The sequence below is a fragment of the Pantoea sp. ARC270 genome, assembly GCF_003236725.1.
Taxonomy (GTDB): domain Bacteria; phylum Pseudomonadota; class Gammaproteobacteria; order Enterobacterales; family Enterobacteriaceae; genus Pantoea; species Pantoea anthophila.
The window spans coordinates 97,500-115,082 of the sequence record NZ_PUGA01000001.1 but is presented as its reverse complement, the minus strand read 5'-3'; the positions used below and the strand labels follow the sequence as shown (position 1 = coordinate 115,082).

General features: G+C 57.9%; 18 protein-coding genes and 1 riboswitch. Of the genes, 12 read left to right on the top strand and 6 right to left on the bottom strand.

Going from position 1 to position 17,583, the window contains the following annotated elements; all coding sequences use genetic code 11:
- The first annotated feature begins 148 nt into the window (after window positions 1-148).
- The 6 genes from CKF42_RS00530 (at window position 149) to CKF42_RS00505 (ending at window position 4,823) form a co-directional block, all read left to right on the top strand.
- Window positions 149-1,267, top strand: coding sequence for an alkene reductase (locus CKF42_RS00530; RefSeq protein WP_111207177.1), 1,119 nt, complete (start codon window positions 149-151; stop codon window positions 1,265-1,267).
- Window positions 1,268-1,283: 16 nt separating this feature from the next.
- Window positions 1,284-1,601: a helix-turn-helix transcriptional regulator gene (locus tag CKF42_RS00525; protein WP_009093099.1), complete on the top strand. Its 318-nt coding sequence runs from the start codon at window positions 1,284-1,286 to the stop codon at window positions 1,599-1,601.
- A 107-nt stretch (window positions 1,602-1,708) separates the two neighbouring features.
- Window positions 1,709-1,829, top strand: a riboswitch (TPP riboswitch).
- Window positions 1,830-1,913: 84 nt separating this feature from the next.
- Window positions 1,914-2,897 (top strand): FAD-dependent oxidoreductase, encoded by a 984-nt coding sequence (locus tag CKF42_RS00520; RefSeq protein ID WP_199559847.1) that lies wholly within the window; start codon window positions 1,914-1,916, stop codon window positions 2,895-2,897.
- Entirely contained in the window at window positions 2,887-3,084 is a 198-nt protein-coding gene (thiS, locus tag CKF42_RS00515) for a sulfur carrier protein ThiS (RefSeq protein WP_009093097.1), read from the top strand. The genes CKF42_RS00520 and thiS overlap by 11 nt, the downstream gene beginning before the upstream one ends.
- 2 nt (window positions 3,085-3,086) lie before the next feature.
- Complete coding sequence (locus CKF42_RS00510) at window positions 3,087-3,845, top strand: thiazole synthase (protein WP_009093096.1); 759 nt, start codon at window positions 3,087-3,089, stop codon at window positions 3,843-3,845.
- Window positions 3,846-3,854: 9 nt separating this feature from the next.
- Window positions 3,855-4,823 (top strand): HesA/MoeB/ThiF family protein, encoded by a 969-nt coding sequence (locus tag CKF42_RS00505; protein ID WP_111207176.1) that lies wholly within the window; start codon window positions 3,855-3,857, stop codon window positions 4,821-4,823.
- An 8-nt stretch (window positions 4,824-4,831) separates the two neighbouring features.
- On the opposite strand, the gene CKF42_RS00500 is transcribed toward CKF42_RS00505, so the two are convergent.
- Both CKF42_RS00500 and CKF42_RS00495 read right to left on the bottom strand, forming a co-directional pair.
- Complete coding sequence (locus CKF42_RS00500) at window positions 4,832-5,245, bottom strand: ASCH domain-containing protein (RefSeq protein ID WP_111207175.1); 414 nt, start codon at window positions 5,243-5,245, stop codon at window positions 4,832-4,834.
- A 237-nt stretch (window positions 5,246-5,482) separates the two neighbouring features.
- Window positions 5,483-6,025 carry a thioredoxin domain-containing protein gene (locus CKF42_RS00495; protein ID WP_111207174.1) on the bottom strand — a complete coding sequence of 181 codons (543 nt, stop codon included), beginning with the start codon at window positions 6,023-6,025 and terminating at the stop codon, window positions 5,483-5,485.
- A gap of 318 nt (window positions 6,026-6,343) precedes the next feature.
- On the opposite strand from CKF42_RS00495, the gene CKF42_RS00490 reads away from it, so the two are divergent.
- From CKF42_RS00490 to CKF42_RS00465, 6 genes are all read left to right on the top strand, one after another.
- Window positions 6,344-6,613 carry a hypothetical protein gene (locus CKF42_RS00490; RefSeq protein WP_111207173.1) on the top strand — a complete coding sequence of 90 codons (270 nt, stop codon included), beginning with the start codon at window positions 6,344-6,346 and terminating at the stop codon, window positions 6,611-6,613.
- Between the two features lie 441 nt (window positions 6,614-7,054).
- Complete coding sequence (locus CKF42_RS00485) at window positions 7,055-7,645, top strand: fimbrial protein (RefSeq protein WP_111207172.1); 591 nt, start codon at window positions 7,055-7,057, stop codon at window positions 7,643-7,645.
- A 54-nt stretch (window positions 7,646-7,699) separates the two neighbouring features.
- Window positions 7,700-8,368 (top strand): molecular chaperone, encoded by a 669-nt coding sequence (locus CKF42_RS00480; RefSeq protein ID WP_111207171.1) that lies wholly within the window; start codon window positions 7,700-7,702, stop codon window positions 8,366-8,368.
- 45 nt (window positions 8,369-8,413) lie between these two features.
- The gene (locus CKF42_RS00475) at window positions 8,414-10,954 is read left to right on the top strand and encodes a fimbria/pilus outer membrane usher protein (protein ID WP_233501006.1); all 2,541 of its coding nucleotides are present in this window, start codon (window positions 8,414-8,416) and stop codon (window positions 10,952-10,954) included.
- A 16-nt stretch (window positions 10,955-10,970) separates the two neighbouring features.
- Complete coding sequence (locus tag CKF42_RS00470) at window positions 10,971-12,080, top strand: fimbrial protein (protein WP_111207169.1); 1,110 nt, start codon at window positions 10,971-10,973, stop codon at window positions 12,078-12,080.
- 190 nt (window positions 12,081-12,270) lie between these two features.
- Window positions 12,271-12,798: a sterol desaturase family protein gene (locus tag CKF42_RS00465; RefSeq protein WP_009093087.1), complete on the top strand. Its 528-nt coding sequence runs from the start codon at window positions 12,271-12,273 to the stop codon at window positions 12,796-12,798.
- On the opposite strand, the gene crtB is transcribed toward CKF42_RS00465, so the two are convergent.
- From crtB to CKF42_RS00445, 4 genes are read right to left on the bottom strand one after another with little or no spacing between them, the layout of a single operon-like run.
- Complete coding sequence (gene crtB, locus CKF42_RS00460) at window positions 12,737-13,666, bottom strand: 15-cis-phytoene synthase CrtB (RefSeq protein WP_046102888.1); 930 nt, start codon at window positions 13,664-13,666, stop codon at window positions 12,737-12,739. The genes CKF42_RS00465 and crtB overlap by 62 nt on opposite strands.
- Window positions 13,663-15,141, bottom strand: coding sequence for a phytoene desaturase (locus tag CKF42_RS00455; protein WP_046102889.1), 1,479 nt, complete (start codon window positions 15,139-15,141; stop codon window positions 13,663-13,665). The genes crtB and CKF42_RS00455 overlap by 4 nt, the downstream gene beginning before the upstream one ends.
- Window positions 15,138-16,298: a lycopene beta-cyclase CrtY gene (gene crtY, locus CKF42_RS00450; protein ID WP_111207168.1), complete on the bottom strand. Its 1,161-nt coding sequence runs from the start codon at window positions 16,296-16,298 to the stop codon at window positions 15,138-15,140. The genes CKF42_RS00455 and crtY overlap by 4 nt, the downstream gene beginning before the upstream one ends.
- On the bottom strand, window positions 16,285-17,577 hold the full coding sequence (locus CKF42_RS00445; protein ID WP_111207167.1) for a glycosyltransferase: 1,293 nt from the start codon (window positions 17,575-17,577) through the stop codon (window positions 16,285-16,287). Before CKF42_RS00445 ends, crtY begins: the two co-directional genes overlap by 14 nt.
- Window positions 17,578-17,583: the final 6 nt, after the last annotated feature.

Sequence of the window (17,583 nt, the reverse complement as noted above, 5' to 3'; positions counted from 1 at the left end):
TTACCCCACAGGTTCATCGCCTGGCGATAAGTCTCTCATAACCTGATGAAATCAGGCACAGGACAAATAAAAAGTCCGCAAACACATTTACAAATTTAAATGTGTAAATATAATGTCGTTTCTTCAAACACCAGAGGATTTTTTTGTCATGCCATCACTTTTTACCCCCCTGAGCCTGGGCGACCTTCAGCTCCGTAACCGCATCGTTCTGCCGCCGCTGACCCGCTGCCGCAGTGAGCAGCCGGGCAATGTTCCCGGTCCGATGATGGTGGAATATTATCGCCAGCGCGCCAGTGCCGGACTGATGATCACTGAAGGCACCCAGATTGAGCCTCGCGGGCAGGGCTATGCATGGACGCCGGGGATACACAGTGACGCGCAGATTGCGGGGTGGAAAAAAGTCACCGAAGCAGTGCATCAGGAAGGTGCCACTCTTTTCTGCCAGCTCTGGCACGTGGGGCGGGTGTCCCATAATGAGCTTCAGCCAGGAAAAGAGGCCCCGGTTGCGCCGTCAGCGATAGCCGCCGATAACGTCCGGGTCTTTATTGAAACCGGACCGGGTACCGGAATGTTAACCGCGCCCAGCGAGCCGCGGGCGCTGACGAACGCGGAAGTAAAAGAGATTGTGGCGCTTTACCGGCGGGCGGCGGAAAATGCCAAAGCGGCCGGGTTCGATGGTGTTGAGCTTCACTCCGCCAACGGCTATCTGATTAATCAGTTTATTTCTGAGCACACCAACTTCCGCACGGATGAATATGGTGGCTCGCCTGAGAATCGTCTGCGTTTTCTGCGTGAAGTGGTTGAAGCGGTAAGTTCGGTCTTTGGCAGTCATCGTGTCGGCGTCCGGTTTGCCCCGCTTTTCAGCAGCACGGACGAAGATCGTGTCTATCTGGGCCTGGTCGAAAGTGATCCGCATGCGACTTATATCCGCGCCGCGCAGCTGCTCAATGAGCTGGAAATTGGTTATCTCTCTATCGCCGAGGCGGACTGGGATAATAGTCCTGACCTGCCGGAGAGCTTCCGTATTGCGCTGCGGGAAACCTTCCGCTCGCCCATTATCTACTCAGGCCGTTACACCGCCGAAAAAGCCCAGCGGATGCTGGATAAAGGCTGGGGTGACCTGTTTGGTTTTGGCCGAACCTTTATCGCCAACCCCGATCTGCCCGCGCGGATTAAAGCAGGCAATCCGCTGAATCCTGTGGATCACACCTCCCTGTATGGCGGAACGGAGAAAGGGTATACTGACTACCCTGTTTATCCATCCTGATGTTTTGTGAGGCGGCATGTCACCCGAAGAGGCCCTGAAGTTACTGGCCAATCCCACCAGAATGGCCGTGCTGATGTGGCTCAAAAACCCTGACGAAGCGTTTGCGGGCTATGCCCAGCTCTATCCCTTCGACCAGTATGGCGTCTGTGCCAGTCTCATCCAGGACAAGGCGGGCTTATCGCAGCCCGCCACCTCGTTATGCCTGAAAGCTCTGCAGAGTGCCGGACTGGTGGAAACCAGCAAAGTGGGTAAATGGACCTACTATCGCCGCGCCGAACCGCGTATTCGGGAAGTCACCGACGCAGTGACGCACTCCCTGCAGGCGCTGCTATAGACGTCGCCGCGCGCCTCTGATCCGGTAGCGACATCTTTCCTTGTCTCTCTCTTTCTGCGTCGCGCCCCTGCACACTGCTTGACGAAGCTGTTCGCTTCACTTACAACTAAACCCGTCAGGGGAGTCTCGCCGGAGAGACTGAGAGGCTGATAGCGCACCCGCGCGGCTCAGCGACCCTTAGAACCTGACCCAGTTGATACTGGCGTAGGAAGACGGGTATCGCATCAGATACTTGCCGCAGGAGCGCATTCGCGTCGCTTCTGCCTATTCCCTCTGTATCACGGGTCTTCGTTAACGGATAACGAGGCGAATGTGACCCACTCAATCCTGAATCTCTCTTCTTCTGTGGCGGGCAGCCAGGGCCGCTGGTCGGTGCTGGGCAGCGGCGTCGCCGGACTCTGTGTCGCCACCCTGCTGGCGGAACGGGGAGAAGCTGTCGAAATTATTACTCAGCCTGACTGCCGGGCAGCCTCGCACTGGGCGGGCGGCATGCTCGCGCCCTGGTGCGAGGCAGAAAGTGCACCGCCAGAGGTGATCGAATGGGGCCAGCATGCCGCGGGCTGGTGGGCAAAGCGTGTCGAGGGCGTGGTGCAGCAGGGTACGCTGGTGGTTGCACCGCCGCGTGACAGCCGTGAGCTGACGCGCTTTGCCAGCATGACGCAGCAGCATCAGTGGGTGGCCCCCGGCGACGTTGAACCGGCGCTGGAAAACCGCTTCGCTCGCGGCCTTTTCTTCGCCCGGGAAGCGCATCTCGACCCGCGTCGGGCGCTGCAGCAGCTGCAGGATAGGCTCAAAGAGGCGGGCGTGCCGTTTCACAGCGGTCAGCCCGGCGGAAAGATTATCGACTGTCGCGGCATCCACGCCGCCGATCAGCAGCCCGCGTTGCGTGCCGTGCGCGGCGAAATGGTGATCCTCCATACCCCCGATATTTGCCTCTCCCGTCCCGTCCGGCTGCTCCATCCGCGCTTTCCCTGCTATCTGGTGCCTCGTGCCAATGGGCACTTCATGCTGGGTGCCACCATGGTCGAAAGCCATGACAGCAGCCCGATTAGCGCGAAAGCGATGATGGAGCTGCTGAGCGCCGCTTACAGCCTGCATCCGGCGCTGGCTGAAGCGCGGATCGTCGAGAGCGGTACCGGGTTGCGTCCTGCTTACCGGCAGAATCTGCCGGAGGTGCGCTACGAAAATGGCCGCTTCTCGCTCAACGGCCTCTACCGACACGGCTTTTTACTGGCCCCGATAATGGCTGAAAACCTTATGCGGCGACTGACTCAGGAGACACCCCATGCGAATTGAACTCAACGGACGCGCGATTGAAACCGGCGCAACGACCCTGGCGGAGCTGATGCAGGAGCAGCAGATCGATCCGCGCACCGTCGCCACCGCCCTGAACGGTGAGTTTGTGCCGCGCACCCGTTACGCCAGCCAGCGACTTGAGGCCGGGAATCAGCTGGAAATTCTGTCCCCGATGCAGGGAGGTTAATCATGTTTTATCAGTTTGCACCGACATCCCGTTTTCTGCTCGGCACCGCCGGTTACCCCTCGCCGGAGATTCTGCATCAGGCGATCGACGCGTCAGGCGCGGAGATCATTACCGTCAGCCTGCGACGGGAAGGGCGGGAAGGCGCGGCCTTTCGCACGCTGCTGCAACAGCTCAACAAACGCATTCTGCCGAATACGGCCGGCTGCCATTCGGTTAAGGAGGCGGTGACCACGGCGCAGATGGCGCGTGAACTGTTTGATACCCCCTGGATCAAGCTGGAGGTGATAGGTCATGCCGATACGCTGCAACCCGACCCCTTTGCCCTGGTGGAAGCCGCCCGCATTCTCTGCGCTGACGGATTTCAGGTGTTTCCCTACACCACGGAAGATCTCATTGTCGGTGAAAAACTGCTGGAAGCCGGCTGTGAAGTGCTGATGCCCTGGGGGGCGCCGATTGGCTCCGGCCAGGGACTGCGCAATATCGAGGGGCTGCGTGCCATGCGTGCCTGGTTTAAGGATATTCCGCTGATTATTGACGCGGGGATCGGCGCACCGGGCCAGGCGGCTCAGGCGATGGAGATGGGCTTTGATGGCGTGTTGCTCAACACGGCCGTAGCAAAAGCTCGCGATCCGGTCCGGATGGCCGGTGCCTTTGCCGCAGCGATCCATGGGGGACATGAGGCGTTTCAGGCCGGGCTGATGGAGCAGCGCGATATGGCGTCGGCCTCCACGCCCCTGTTTGGTCTGGCACAGTTCAGTTAAGGAGCGACAATGGATCGTTATCAGCGACAGACGATGTTGCCGGAAATTGGTGAGGCGGGGCAGCAGCGACTGAGCAGGGCGCGGGTGCTGGTTGTGGGCGCGGGCGGTCTCAGTGCCACGCTGCTGCCCCTGCTGGCAGGTGCCGGGGTAGGGTTCATTCGTCTTTACGACGGCGATCGGGTTGAACTGCACAATCTTCACCGGCAGACGCTGTTTGGCGTGGACGATGTCGGGCAGCCAAAAGCCCTCTGCGCACAGCGGGCACTGGCGCAGCGAAACCCTGAGTGTGAAGTCGACGCGCATCCGCAGTCACTGAGCGCCAGTCTGCTGCCGCAGGCGCTGGCGGAGATTGATGTGGTGGTGGATGCGGCGGATAACTTTGCCATTACCTATCAGCTTTCGGACGCCTGTTATGCGCGCGGCCTGCCGCTGATCTGCGCCTCAGTGCTGGGGCGCAAAGGTTATGTCGGCGGATTCTGCGGCGGTGCGCCCGGCTATCGCGCGCTGTTTCCGCACTTGCCCACTGCATCGGCTGACTGTAACACCGCGGGCGTTATGGGGCCTGCGGTGGCCACGCTGGGGGCCATGCAGGCACAGATGGTGCTCACGGTATTGCTGAAACTGACGCCTTCACCGCTGGGTTGTATGATCCACTGCGACCTGGCCTCGTGGCATATGCGACAGTTCCGCTTTGACGATGCCCCGGAACCGGAGGCGCCGGGCACGCCGTTCATCGACCTGGCCATGCTCACCGGTGAGGACTGCATTGTGGAGTTGCGCAGCGCCGAAGAGGCTCCGGTCAGCGTGGCGGAAGGGGCGTTGCGCATGCTGCCAGAGCAGATCGCCGGCTGGCAGCCGCCTGCCGATCGACGCGTGGTACTGGTGTGCGCCAGCGGAATGCGGGCCGCGCGTGCGGCTGAAAATCTTGCCGCACGCGGGGTCACGCGTCTGGCGCTGATGGCGGCAAAGGCGCTGTAACTGCCGGTTCAGATCACCTCGACCAGCTGGAACGTTTCGAAAATCAGCTCCATCTCAGGGTGAAAAGAGCCTTCCCGCTGAAAGTATCGCTGATGTTCCTGACGCCAGTAGTCGAGGCTGAGATCGCCTTCACCTTCAAGCATCGCCATCTCCGGCGTCACCCGGTCAAAGCGCGTCAGGAACAGCCCGGTGGTGCGGATCACGCAGACGGGCTGCTGTTCACCGTTGAGAACAATGCTGTAACCGCCCGGCTGGGGCAGTTTTTCCTGATCCTGCCAGCTGGCTGCCGATCCACAGGTGGCCACTTTTTTACCCGCAATAATCAGCGTACTTAACGCGTTCGCCAGCTCGGGTGAATCACCAAATGCATCGACCATCGCATCCGGATATTTTTCCTGCAGTTGTTCCAGCGTCATCGTCATCAGCAAATCCTTATGAAAGTGGGTGCGTGCCTGCCTGCATCATTGCAGAGGCACCGAAAAGGTGTGCAGCCGTTCTCTCTGCAACAGCGCTATCTGAGGAGCAGGCTGCTTGTCGCCGAACAGCTTACCCGGCATTCCGGCAGGAAAACAGGCGAATCTCCGGGATAAGCCGTTTGGCCCGCCGATGTCGTGCACAAGCGTCGCTGTCAGGCAAAGCAGTGACTCAGGAGAGACGAACTAGCGTTTCAGGAAGCTTGCCCACTGCTCAATGTCATCACCGCTGCTAATCTCAGGCTGCACCAGGCCGTTGACCATAAAGGTAGGAGAGACGTGAATGCCATTCTGGCGGGCGTATTTGCAATGCCACTTGATGGCATTCTGCAAATCGGGCCGATCAAATGCCGCCATGGCGTCGACGCCACTGTAGGTTTTCAGGCGTTCCAGAATCTGATTCGGGGTGGCATCGCGGTTCGGACCGGTGCAGTGGTCGGTAAATTCAAACTCTTCGCGGTGATCGGCAACGGCCTGCATCACCTGTCTGGCGGCCGTTTTACTTTCGCAGGCCGCGGCGAGGATATAGCGCACAATGAGACCCGAATAGAGGTGCCACGGCTGGGATTGCAGACGGATCTTCAGAGTGATGTTCTCTTCGCCTGCGTGCGCCAGTAAGGCGTCGAATTTATTGAAAGCGCGAACGGAAAACGGACAGGTAGGTTCCAGAAAGACTTCGAAGATCGCAGGACCCTGACCCCAGACCAGAACATCAGCGTGCTGATTCATTAACCACTCCTTAAGTTTAAACGTAACGGGAAGTCGTTTTACTCTGGCAAATCTGCGGCACAGCAGCCAGTTAAGAATGGGGCTCAATTGTTACAAAAATCGGCAATCAGAAGCGGAGCCGCAGGTAACAGGCGACAGGCAGGCCTCTGAATCGTTAGAATTATCCGTTCTGGCAATCTTCGCCGCGGGTTCTGGACGGCCGCTGGCGAGTCGCTATAGTTAATCAGCAGCGTTCATTCGCCTGAATGAGAAGATCCTTTCTGTGACTTCCCTGTCGGGGATATACGGGAAGCGGATACGTGTTAGAAGAGGCTAAATTTGTATACCGATCTCACCTGGAAAACACTCTATCGCATTATTAACCAGACAATCGCGGACATGCTGGATGAGCAGCAGAGCCTGGATGTCCTGTCACTGCGCGCCCGTCTGCTTGAACGGGCGGAAAAAGAGGAGGATGAGGTGATGGTGCTCTGCTACTGGCAGGCCTGCAAAATACTGAGGCGTTTGCCTGCCACCGTGACTGCCAGCCAGTTAATGCTGGCTGCCCGCCATGCTTTTCGTGCGCCGCTGGATAACGATCTGCCCTGAGTGAAGCGGACTGGTGCGCTTCAGCCGTGAACATTACAGAAAGGGCGACGCCTGAACCGGAGAGAGATCGCTGCGGGTCATACCGCATACCTGATTTAACGATGGACTGCTTAAAGATCCCCATTCTGGAATTCATAAATATTTTTTGAAAATATAATGGGTAATTAAAGTGATCATATTATTCATCACATCCTGTCTTTTATTTTCCGACTATTTAAGTCGGGATTGCTGGAATTGATCCTGCTCAATTAACCTCCTCAATATTAAATCTCAGCCCCGGTTAAATCTGCTCGTTTAAGTTTCGTCTACCTTTGTTTAATTAATATACCCGCAACATAATAAACAGCGCGTTATTATGTTGGCGCATTATTATCGATGCATATTTATCCATCAGGTGGTTGGTTGCGGCCACTTTGCATGTTCTGAAAAGAGAAACAGTTGATGAATATCAGAAAACGTATTCTGCCAGTGGCGCTGGCGGGCCTTATGATTTCCGGATCAGCATTCGCCACCCCGACTGACGGCCCATCCCCTGTTAATACGAATCCGGGAACGGCAGCGGGAACGCAGGGAGCCGGTGGTGAAGTTAAATTTACCGGTGAAATTACCGATGTTTCCTGCAACGTGACAACCGCCAGTAGTAAGCAGAGTATTGATTTAGGTAAATGGGCCAAATCCTATTTCGAAAGCCGTACGGAAACCACTGAAACGCCGTTCACTATTTCAGTCACCGACTGCCCGACATCCGTCAAAAAAGTGGCGGTGCTTTTCGATGGCGATAAAGACAGTGGCGACAGTACCCTGCTTAAAGTCGCCAGCGGCGGGGCGTCCGGTGTCGGCGTGAAACTTTATGAAGCTGACCGTCAGACTCAGGTGGCTATCGGCGCCGTCTCCAAAAACGTTGATGTAGTGGCAGCCAGCACGGGTGGGCACGCCGATTTAAAATTCTATGCTGATTACAAAAGTGACGGTGCCGCTATTAATGTGGGTGCGGCCAATGCCGTATCAAATTTTGTGATGGTTTATAACTGATTCATAGCAGGGGCAACCCTGCTTTCCCTCCGTAATTCAATGGCGTAACGCTCTATGATTAAGGTAATAAGAATTATTTCGCTCATTTCGGCGTGTCTGCTTCATCTCGCGGCGCATGCAGGTGTGGTGATGGGAGGGACCCGGGTTATTTTTGCTGAAGGAAAAAAGGAAGCCACGCTGTCGGTAACAAATCAGGATAAGACGACACCCTATCTGATCGAATCCTGGATCGAGAATGCCGATAAAAATAATCACACCCGCGTCCCTTTTATTGTGACGCCCCCGCTGTTTCGGCTGGATGCCAATAAAGAGAACCTGCTCAGGATTAATTATCTGGGCATGCCACTGCCGAAAGATCGGGAGTCTGTTTTCTGGCTGAATGTCAAATCGATCTCACCTACACCGCGCGATAAAAGCAATCAGCTGCAGGTCAATATTAAATCGAAATTTAAACTCTTTTTCCGGCCAAAAGGGCTGGCGGGAAATCCGGCTGACGCCTGGCAGGAAATCACTTTTCGCCAGCAGGGCAACCAGCTGGTTGCGCATAACCCGACGCCCTATTTCGTCTCCTTTTACATGCTGAGCGTGAATCATCAGGCGATCAACGATCCCGGCATGATTGGTCCGGGTGAAGATCGTCACTGGACGGTCAGCCATGCCGGCCCGGTGAGCTGGTCTGCCATCAATGACTATGGCGGCGTTACTGAAGAACGTACACGCTGATGGGTTTTGTTGTTGTTTTACTGATCTGATGCCGGGGCCTTAACCGTGAAAGTGACACAGCACGCGCAGTTAAAGAAGAGAAAACATGCAAAGACGTGGCATGCCTCTTCATGGCTGGCGGGTGTGCCGGGAGTGATACTGATGGTGTTCTGCCCGTTGCGGGCTGCCCGCGCCGACGACTACTTTAATCCGGCGGCACTGGAGTTTTCATCCGATCAACACACGGCCGCCGATCTGCACTATTTCGCCCGTGAGGGCGGCCAGCAGCCCGGCACCTATCATGTCTCGCTGTTGCTCAACAACAGAGTGATCGATAGCCGTGATGTCTCTTTTGTTGAGGGTAAAAACGGGCTGATTCCCCAGCTGACGGTAGCCGATCTCTCCGCGATGGGGGTAAACGTTGAGGGTTTCTCTGCATTCAGCCACCTGAAGAAAGATGAGGCGATTGCTGAGCTGGGCGATTATATTCCCGATGCCTCAAGTGACTTCGATTTTGCGCACCAGCAGTTAAACCTTTCCATTCCGCAGATTGCCCTGAAGATGAAAGATCGTGACTATGTCGATCCCGCCAGCTGGGATGAGGGCGTATCAGCGGCTTTCGTGGACTATAACCTCTCTGGCAGCAGCGGCCGCAATCAGAATGACCACTGGAACTCGACGCTGCTGAGCCTGCGCAGCGGGGCTAATCTTGGCGCATGGCGTCTGCGTAACACGTCCAGCTGGCGCTACGATCTGGTCAGTCACTGGCAGTCTCAGACGACCTGGCTGGAGCGGGATCTTAAGACGCTGAAAAGCCAGTTCCGGGTCGGTGATACCTACACCTCAGGTGACGTATTTGACAGCGTGCAGTTTCGGGGGGTGCAGATGATGTCTGATGACACCATGCTTCCCGAAAGTCAGCGCGGCTTTGCCCCGGTGATCCATGGCATTGCCCACAGTAATGCACGGGTGACGGTGAGTCAGCATGGTTATGTGATTTATGAAACCGTGGTCGCACCGGGTGCTTTCGAGATCAAAGATCTCTATCCCACCGCTCAGAGCGGCGATCTTGATATCACTATCCATGAAAGCGATGGTTCGGTGCGCACCTTCACCCAGCCTTACTCTGCGGTGCCTTATATGCTGCGTCAGGGACATCTGAAATATAGCGTCAGCGGTGGTCGTTATCACTATTCAGGCAGTCACAATCTGCGCTCACCTGAATTTGTCCAGTCCACGCTGTTTTACGGGCTGCCGCATGACTTTACTGCCTTTGGTGGCGTACAGTTCGCGCAAAACTATCATGCTGTGGCGGCGGGTCTGGGCAAGAGTCTGGGTGATTTCGGTTCGCTGGGAATGGATGTGACCGTTGCCAGCACCCGGTTGCCGCAGGGGCTGAGCCGAAGTGGTCAGTCAGTGCGCGCGCAGTATCAGAAAGATTTCGCCTCCACAAATACCACTTTCAGCATGGCCAGCTATCGCTACTCCTCCAGCGGATTCTATGCTTTCAGCGAAGCTAATGCGCTCACTTCTCCGGCGAGCTATGTCGATAACAAGCGCAGTCGTTCAGAAATTGCCGTCTCCCAGGGTATCGGTGACGCTGGCAGTCTCAGTGCGTCTGCCTATATGCAGCGCTACTGGCGATCAAACAGAAACGATCGCACCCTGCATCTGGGTTTCTACAGCAATTATAAAGCCATCTCCTGGGGCGTGGCCTGGTTTTACACCGACTCGACCCATGCCCGGAAAGCTGACCGCGCTATCTCCTTCAATATTTCGGTTCCACTGAGTGCCTTACTGCCGGACAGTTCGGTCAGTTACAGCATGAATGCCAGCAATCGCGGGGATGTCTCGCAGCAGGTCGGCCTGTCAGGCAGTGCATTGCAGAACAATAACCTGCACTACTCCCTGCAGCAGGGCCACGACAGTCAGGGGCAGAACGTGAACAGTAGCGGCTCGCTGGACTATCGCGGCAGTCAGGGCAGCGTCAGTGCCGGGGTTGGTCATGATCGTCACAGTACGCAATACAGCTATGGCCTCTCGGGCGGGATCGTGGCCCATGCGCACGGCGTGACGCTAAGCCAGCCGCTGGGGGATACCTTCGCGATTGTCCGGGTTCCGGATACCGCCAATGTGGGCATCCAGAGCGGCAGCAATGTGTTCACGGACGGCCGCGGCTATGCAGTTGTGCCTTCACTCTCGCCGTATCATGAAAATGCCATCGAGCTGGAAACTGAAACGCTGCCCGACAATGTAGATGTGGAACTGGATGGGCAAACGGCTATCCCGACCCGCGGGGCGATTGTGCTGGCTGACTACGCGACCCATGTGGGGAACCGGGTGCTGTTCACGCTTACCTGGCAGCATACCTTCCCGCCTTTTGGTGCCACAGGGCAGATTGCCATCCATGCCGGGGGGAATCAGAGCAGCACAAGCGGCATTGTCGCAGAAAAGGGCGAACTCTATCTGAGCGGTGTGCCCGCTCAGGGGACGGTTGAAGTGAAGTGGCAGGAGGAAGGGAAACAGAAAAGTTGTCGCGCGCCGTTCCGTCTGTCTGACGCCAGCGGTTCGAATCCGGTCAGACTGGTCTCTGCGGTTTGCCAGTAATTCACAGGAGTTTCAGATGAAATCAGTTCAGCGTGTCATTAAAGGGATCGTGCTGCTCATCCCGGCACTGGTCTGCTGGCCCTCTCTGGCCCAGGAGTCGTGTCAGGGGGTGAGTCAGGTGGTCGTGCAGGTGCATAACGTCAATTATGTGCCGGGCGCCGCTGACGGCACCCCCATCTCTGCGCAGATGCCCGTGCAAAGTACCAATGCGTTTACCTGCAATAAAAACAGCGGTGAGCAGGGCTATGCCTGGAAAGATATGGGGTTTCAGATTAATGCTGAAGAGTCGGGATTACAGACCTCAATTGCAGGAGGGCACACGACGCCAATCTATCGCGTACCGGGTGTTGAGAGCATCGGATTCGCGATTGGATTTAAAGAGCCTTCATATTGCAACAGCGGCTTTTTCGATACCACCGGCAAAGGCAAAACCAGTTCGATCTGTAACTCGCAGGTCAGTCCACAGTTCAACGCGGCACACGACATTAAACTGCAGTCCTATGTGGTGTTTTACAAAATTCCGGGGCAGCGTTCACCGCTGAATCCAGGCAACCAACCCGCGAATGTCGGTGAGGTAAACATCGGTAATGCCAGCTTAAAGGTGGGGAACAGTGCGGCCAGCAGCCAGCCGATCAACGACAGGCCGCAGCTCTTTCTCTCCAGCTTCACGGTGCAATATGGCAGCTGTGCCGTTGTCACATCCCAGTCTGCGATTAACGTGGAGATGGGAAAAGTGAGTAAGGCGGAGTTCACCGGCATCGGCAGCCGGGCGGGAAGCGAAAAAAATTTCCGGATTCAGGTGATTTGCGAACACAGCGCCGCAGTCAAAGTGGGCTTTTTTGGCATGGCGACCGCTGGCGACAAGGATGCCATCAGCCTGACACCACAGAGTAACGCCGCGTCAGGGGTGGGCATTGCCCTGACCTATGGGCCCGGTCTGCAGGTCGCAGAAGGCCAGCGCGTGCCGCTGAATGTGCCGACCGATCAGCTGCCGGTGCTGACTACCGTCTCCTCACCCAATCAGGCGAAGTCGATGTCGTTTAATGCCCAATATATTCAGACCGACAGCCAGGTGATGGCGGGTAAAGCGGACGGGACCGTCACCTTTAATCTGGTGTATAACTGAGCCGTTGCCGCTGACGCGGATTCCCCGGTTATGGCGACCGGTTTCTCTTCCGGGTCCGGCTACCTGGGTTATCCGCTTTATCATCTGCAGTAATTGTTAAAACCCGCCAAACCCGCCCGGCTGTTTTGGCCAATCTCTGTTAAAATTGAACCTCTGCGCCACTTTGCAGGATGCATGTTCGGGAGAAGCTATGTTGTGGATTTGGAATGCCCTGATTGTTCTGGTCACCGTGATCGGCATGGAGATAACGGCTGCGCTGGCGCACAAATATATTATGCATGGCTGGGGCTGGGGCTGGCATCTGTCGCATCATGAGCCGCACAAGGGCTGGTTCGAGGTTAACGATCTTTATGCGGTGGTGTTCGCGGGCCTGTCGATTTTACTGATCTGGCTGGGCAGCACGGGCGTCTGGCCGTTGCAGTGGATCGGTGCCGGGATGACGCTCTATGGCCTGCTCTACTTTATTGTTCATGACGGCCTGGTTCACCAGCGCTGGCCCTTCCGCTATGTTCCGCGTCGGGGTTACTTACGTCGGCTCTATATGGCGCACCGGATGCATCACGCGGTGCGCGGAAAAGAGGGGTGTGTCTCGTTTGGCTTCCTCTATGCGCCACCGCTGTCAAAACTGCAGGCGACGCTGCGTGAACGTCACGGCGTTAAACGGGGCGCTGCCAGAGGTGAGCGGGGCGTGGAGCAGGACGCGCCATCCGGGAAGTAACCGCCTGACCTGACGCCGCCATCAGCATGACCAGTTTCTCGGGTGTGCTGGTGGACAGGCGCTGATCCCACGCCGCTGGCCCTGCCTGAATCACCTTCATGCCGATTTTACGATAGACCTGCTTCGCGGTTGCGATTGCCCATGCCGATCGCAGCGGCAGGCCTGGCAGACCTGCCGTGGCCGAGTGATAGTAGGGCTCCGCCGTTTCAACCAGGCGACGGGCGACGCGGCTCAGCGCCTGACGATGCTGTGGCGCGGCCAGAGTTTCCCGTGTAAGCCCCTCTTCAGCCAGCCACGCTTCAGGCAGATAACAGCGGTCTGCGGCCGCATCTTCGACGATGTCGCGGGCAATGTTGGTCAGCTGAAACGCCAGACCGAGATCGCAGGCGCGATCCAGCGTGGCCCTGTCGCGCACCCCCATGATCTGCGCCATCATCAGACCGACCACGCCCGCCACGTGATAACAGTAGCGCAGCGTGTCGTCCAGGGTCTGATAGCGCGTCTCACGCACATCCATCGCAAAACCGGCCAGATGAGCAAAGGCGTAGTCAGGCAGAATATCGTGCGCCATCGCCACCTCCTGAAAGGCCGCAAAGGCAGGCTCATGCATCTGCAACCCGGCATAAGCCTGGCGGGTTTTTGTCTCCAGCTGCGCCAGACGCTGTTCGGCGGAGAGTCGCGACGGCGTATCATTGCTGAAACCCAGCACCTGATCGTCAATCACATCATCACAGTGACGGCACCAGGCGTAGAGCATCAGCACACTGCGTCGGGTTTTGGCATCGAACAGTTTCGATGCCGTGGCAAAACTTTTTGAACCCACTTCCATGGTTTCTACAGCATGATCGAGCAGTGACGGACTGTTCAAGCCAGATCCTCCAGCATCAATCCTGCCGTGGCTTTCGCCGAGCCCACCACGCCGGGAATGCCTGCGCCCGGATGCGTGCCTGCGCCGACCAGATAGAGGTTACTGAGGTGTTTGTCGCGGTTATGTGGCCGGAACCAGGCGCTCTGGGTCAGGATGGGTTCAACCGAGAAGGCGGAGCCCTGATAGGCGTTCAGCTCATCGCGGAAATCGAACGGCGTAAAGATGCGGTGCGTCACCAGCTGACTGCGCAGGCCCGGCATATAGTGCTGTTCCAGATAGTCAAAAATACGGTCGCGCAGGCGCGGACCTTCAACCGCCCAGTCGATATCAGCCGTGCCGAGATGCGGCACCGGGGCCAGCACGTAGTAGCTGCCGCAGCCTTCCGGAGCCAGGGAGGGATCGGTGACACAGGGGGCATGCAGGTAGAGCGAGAAGTCCTCGGCCAGGCCATCACGATTGAAGATCTCATCGATCAGTTCACGATAGCGTGGGCCGAAGCAGACGGTGTGGTGAGCCAGCTGGTCATGATGATGATTCAGGCCAAAATAGAGCACAAACAGGGAGTTGCTCATGCGCTTGTTCTGCAGTGTCTTTCCCTGTGCCACAGAAGGGGGATGCTGACGCAGCAGATCATGGTAGGTGTGAACCACGTCTGCGTTGGAGGCGACGGCGCGGGTCGGGAGTACCCGGCCATCTTCGAGATGGACAGCCGTAATCCGGTTTTCCTGCGTTTCCAGCCGGGCCACGCTGGCATTCAGTTCCACTTCGCCGCCCAGATCCTCGAACAGTTTCACCATGCCCTGCACCAGCGCGCCCGTGCCGCCGCGCGGGAACCAGACCCCCCATTCACGTTCCAGCGCATGAATCAGCGTGTAGATGGAGGAGGTGGCAAAGGGATTGCCGCCCACCAGCAGCGAGTGAAAGGAGAACGCCTGACGCAGGTGTTCATCCTCAATGTAGCTTGCCACCTTGCTGTAAACACTGCGCCAGGCCTGCAGTTTTGCCAGCTGTGGCGCGGCACGCAGCATGTCGCGGAAAGAGAGAAACGGCACGGTGCCCAGTTTCAGATAGCCTTCGGCGAACACAGCGCGGGAGTAAGCCAGAAAACGGCGATAGCCTTCGACATCACGCGGATTAAAGGCGGCGATCTGCGCTTCCAGTTCGGGCTGATCGTTGTCATAACTGAAGACCCTGCCGGACTCCCAGCAGAGACGATAAAAGGGCCTGACCGGCAGCAGCTCAACATAGTCAGCGAGCTTTTTGCCCGCCAGCGTAAATAACTCTTCAATCGCGCTGGGATCGGTGATCACCGTCGGGCCGGCATCAAAGGTGTAGCCCTGATCCTGATAAACATACGCCCGGCCGCCTGGCTTATCGCGCTTCTCCAGCAGTCGGGTGGGAATGCCTGACGCCTGAAGGCGAATCGCCAGCGCCAGACCACCAAAGCCTGCGCCAATTACTGTCGTTCTGTTCATTGCATCGCCTGTTGACGGTGAGGAGTCATGATAGCCTGTAACGCCGCCAGTACGGGGACCGGGGGCTTGCCGCTTAAAATACGCAGCCGATCAGGCAAAGTAAGTTTTCCCGCATAAAAACGGGCGATCAAACCTTCGGGAAGGCCATAAAAACGTTGCATCACCTGCCAGCGCTGCCCGGCCGGCCCCGCCAGAAACAGCATCCGGTTCAGCATGCGAAAGAAGCGCTGCTGCTGCCAGGCCTGGGAGGCCACCTGTCTGATAGTGGCGTTGAGTGAGGCCGATGTCATTGCGGGCATCTCCGCCAGCCGATCAGCCAGCGCCACTGCCAGCGGCAGTGAGTAGCCGGTGGTGGGATGAAACAGCCCGGCGCGTAAGCCGCTGCACGGCAGGTCACGCTTCTGCCAGAATGCGTCAACGTCGCCTGTCAGCGTGATGGGCAGGGCACCCTGTTCTTCGCGCAGCAAACGGGCCAGCTGCCAGCCCTGCTGCGCCGCGTAGTCACGAATATTCTGGCGGGCGCGTTCACCGTCCAGCGTGGCGCGGTCAATATAATGGGTGTCTTCAATCAGCAGCGTATCGGCCGAAAAGGGCAGGCTGTAGACAAAGCGATAGCCGGCCTGCTGGTCAACCGTGGCATCCATAATGATCGGCGCGGTCAGCCCGTGTGGAGCACTCAGCTGCCACTCCTGTCCGACAAACGACTGAAAGCCCATGCGCAGCGCGCCATCGGGCTGGTAGCCCCGGCCATCAATCACGGCATCCGCTTCCACTACCCGCCCATCCTCCAGCGTAACCGAGTGTGAATCGAGCGTTGCGACACGCGTATTCAGCAGCAGGTCAGCGGCAAAGTGATCGCGCATGACCTGAGCGAAGCGCTCTGCGGTGACACAAAAATAGCCACTGTTCAGATGGCGCTGACGTTGCGGAAAGCGCACCTCATAACCGGGCCAGTGATGCACCACCAGCGGGGCGATCCAGCGGTGCTGCGCTTCAGTCAGGTCGTCTGCATGAAAGGACCAGGTGTGATGGGCGCCAGGCTGACTCTCCGCGTCAATCAGCAGTATGCGCAGCGACGGGCGCTGCTGGCGTAGGCGCAGCGCAATCAGCCCGTTGGCCAGCCCCGCGCCCACCAGGATCAGATCATACCGTGGCATAGGCACTCCCGTTCAGCACGGGCTGGCGGGTCAGCATCGCCTGCTCGACGATATCCGCTGCCAGCGAGGCACCACCCGCCTGACGAAGCGCGGCGCGCAGGGGCTTCATCTGCTCAGCATAGTGCGTATCCGTCAGTAAGGTCTGAAGCTGGCGGGCCATGGCGTGGCTGGTGGTAAAGCGTGAGGCGCGGCGCCCGATACCGTGCCAGACCACCCTGGCGGCCACGCCCGGCTGGTCAAAGGCCAGCGGGATTGTCAGTAGTGGCGTCAGATGGTTAATCGCATCCAGCACCGTGTTCATGCCGCCGTGGGTAATGGCCAGGTCGGCCTGGGCCAGCGCGGCGGCCTGGTCAGCAAAATCGACAACCTGAACATGGCTGGCCTGCGCCAGTTTCTCCGCCTGAAACGGCGACAGGCGGCCACAATGGGCCAGCAGTAACTGCGCGTCGATCTCCTGACAGGCGCGGACGATCGTTTTAAACAGGCCGTAACGGTGTCCCTGCAGGGTGCCGAGGGAAGCAAAAATGCGCGGCCTGTTGCCATGCGGAAAATAGCGCGGCTGTGCGGCCTGGGGCGCGTCCGGGGCGCGCAGCGGGCCAACAGCATGAAAATGGTCGGGCAGTGCCTGACGGGGAAAATCCAGCGCCGGGATCAGCTGGCTGATCTGTGCCAGCGGAGAAAAACAGTGGTGCAGCTTTTCCCGCGGTGACAGCCCCATTGCATGGGCGTTACGGGCGATTACCCTGTCGTGGCGGCGCATCAGCCAGTCGTAGATTTTTTCACTGGCACGATAACGTTCGCGCGCCTGGTCGCTGGTGCCATAATCAAACGGCATCACTGCCAGCGGGAAATCCGCTTCACGGTTAAGCGGCAGGGCACAGGCCACCGAAACATAAGGCAGATCGAGTGCTTCAGCGGCCAGCGCGCCGGCAGGCTCCATCTGATCGACAATCACGCCATCCACTGCCAGCGTATTCAGCACCACCGGCAGTTCGCGACAGAGCATATCGCTGCTGCGCGCCATCTCACTGATCAGTTTCAGCATCGACGGGCCAAGGGGGTGTGCAGCCAGCTGCAGGGTATGCGCCAGACTCCCGGCAGGATGCGAGGTTAAGCCCAGCGGAAAAAAGCCGATGCGGCGGTCGTTGATCAGTGCGCTGACGTCCGTCTGCTGAATAAAGGTAATACGGTGTCCGCGTGCTATCAGGGCCTGGCTGAGATGCTGAAGCGCCTGCACATGGCTATAGAAGGGCGGTGCAATAACCGCAAAGTGGCTCATGCAGCA

What these genes read in the sequence shown, in the direction of transcription:
- CKF42_RS00445 (WP_111207167.1), bottom strand. Translation starts at nt 17,577, where the DNA reads ATGAGCCACTTTGCGGTTATTGCACCGCCCTTCTATAGCCATGTGCAG.
- CKF42_RS00500 (WP_111207175.1), bottom strand. Translation starts at nt 5,245, where the DNA reads ATGACGATGACGCTGGAACAACTGCAGGAAAAATATCCGGATGCGATG.
- CKF42_RS00525 (WP_009093099.1), top strand. Translation starts at nt 1,284, where the DNA reads ATGTCACCCGAAGAGGCCCTGAAGTTACTGGCCAATCCCACCAGAATG.
- CKF42_RS00505 (WP_111207176.1), top strand. Translation starts at nt 3,855, where the DNA reads ATGGATCGTTATCAGCGACAGACGATGTTGCCGGAAATTGGTGAGGCG.
- CKF42_RS00530 (WP_111207177.1), top strand. Translation starts at nt 149, where the DNA reads ATGCCATCACTTTTTACCCCCCTGAGCCTGGGCGACCTTCAGCTCCGT.
- CKF42_RS00455 (WP_046102889.1), bottom strand. Translation starts at nt 15,141, where the DNA reads ATGAACAGAACGACAGTAATTGGCGCAGGCTTTGGTGGTCTGGCGCTG.
- CKF42_RS00495 (WP_111207174.1), bottom strand. Translation starts at nt 6,025, where the DNA reads ATGAATCAGCACGCTGATGTTCTGGTCTGGGGTCAGGGTCCTGCGATC.
- CKF42_RS00480 (WP_111207171.1), top strand. Translation starts at nt 7,700, where the DNA reads ATGATTAAGGTAATAAGAATTATTTCGCTCATTTCGGCGTGTCTGCTT.
- thiS (WP_009093097.1), top strand. Translation starts at nt 2,887, where the DNA reads ATGCGAATTGAACTCAACGGACGCGCGATTGAAACCGGCGCAACGACC.
- CKF42_RS00465 (WP_009093087.1), top strand. Translation starts at nt 12,271, where the DNA reads ATGTTGTGGATTTGGAATGCCCTGATTGTTCTGGTCACCGTGATCGGC.
- crtY (WP_111207168.1), bottom strand. Translation starts at nt 16,298, where the DNA reads ATGCCACGGTATGATCTGATCCTGGTGGGCGCGGGGCTGGCCAACGGG.
- CKF42_RS00485 (WP_111207172.1), top strand. Translation starts at nt 7,055, where the DNA reads ATGAATATCAGAAAACGTATTCTGCCAGTGGCGCTGGCGGGCCTTATG.
- CKF42_RS00510 (WP_009093096.1), top strand. Translation starts at nt 3,087, where the DNA reads ATGTTTTATCAGTTTGCACCGACATCCCGTTTTCTGCTCGGCACCGCC.
- CKF42_RS00470 (WP_111207169.1), top strand. Translation starts at nt 10,971, where the DNA reads ATGAAATCAGTTCAGCGTGTCATTAAAGGGATCGTGCTGCTCATCCCG.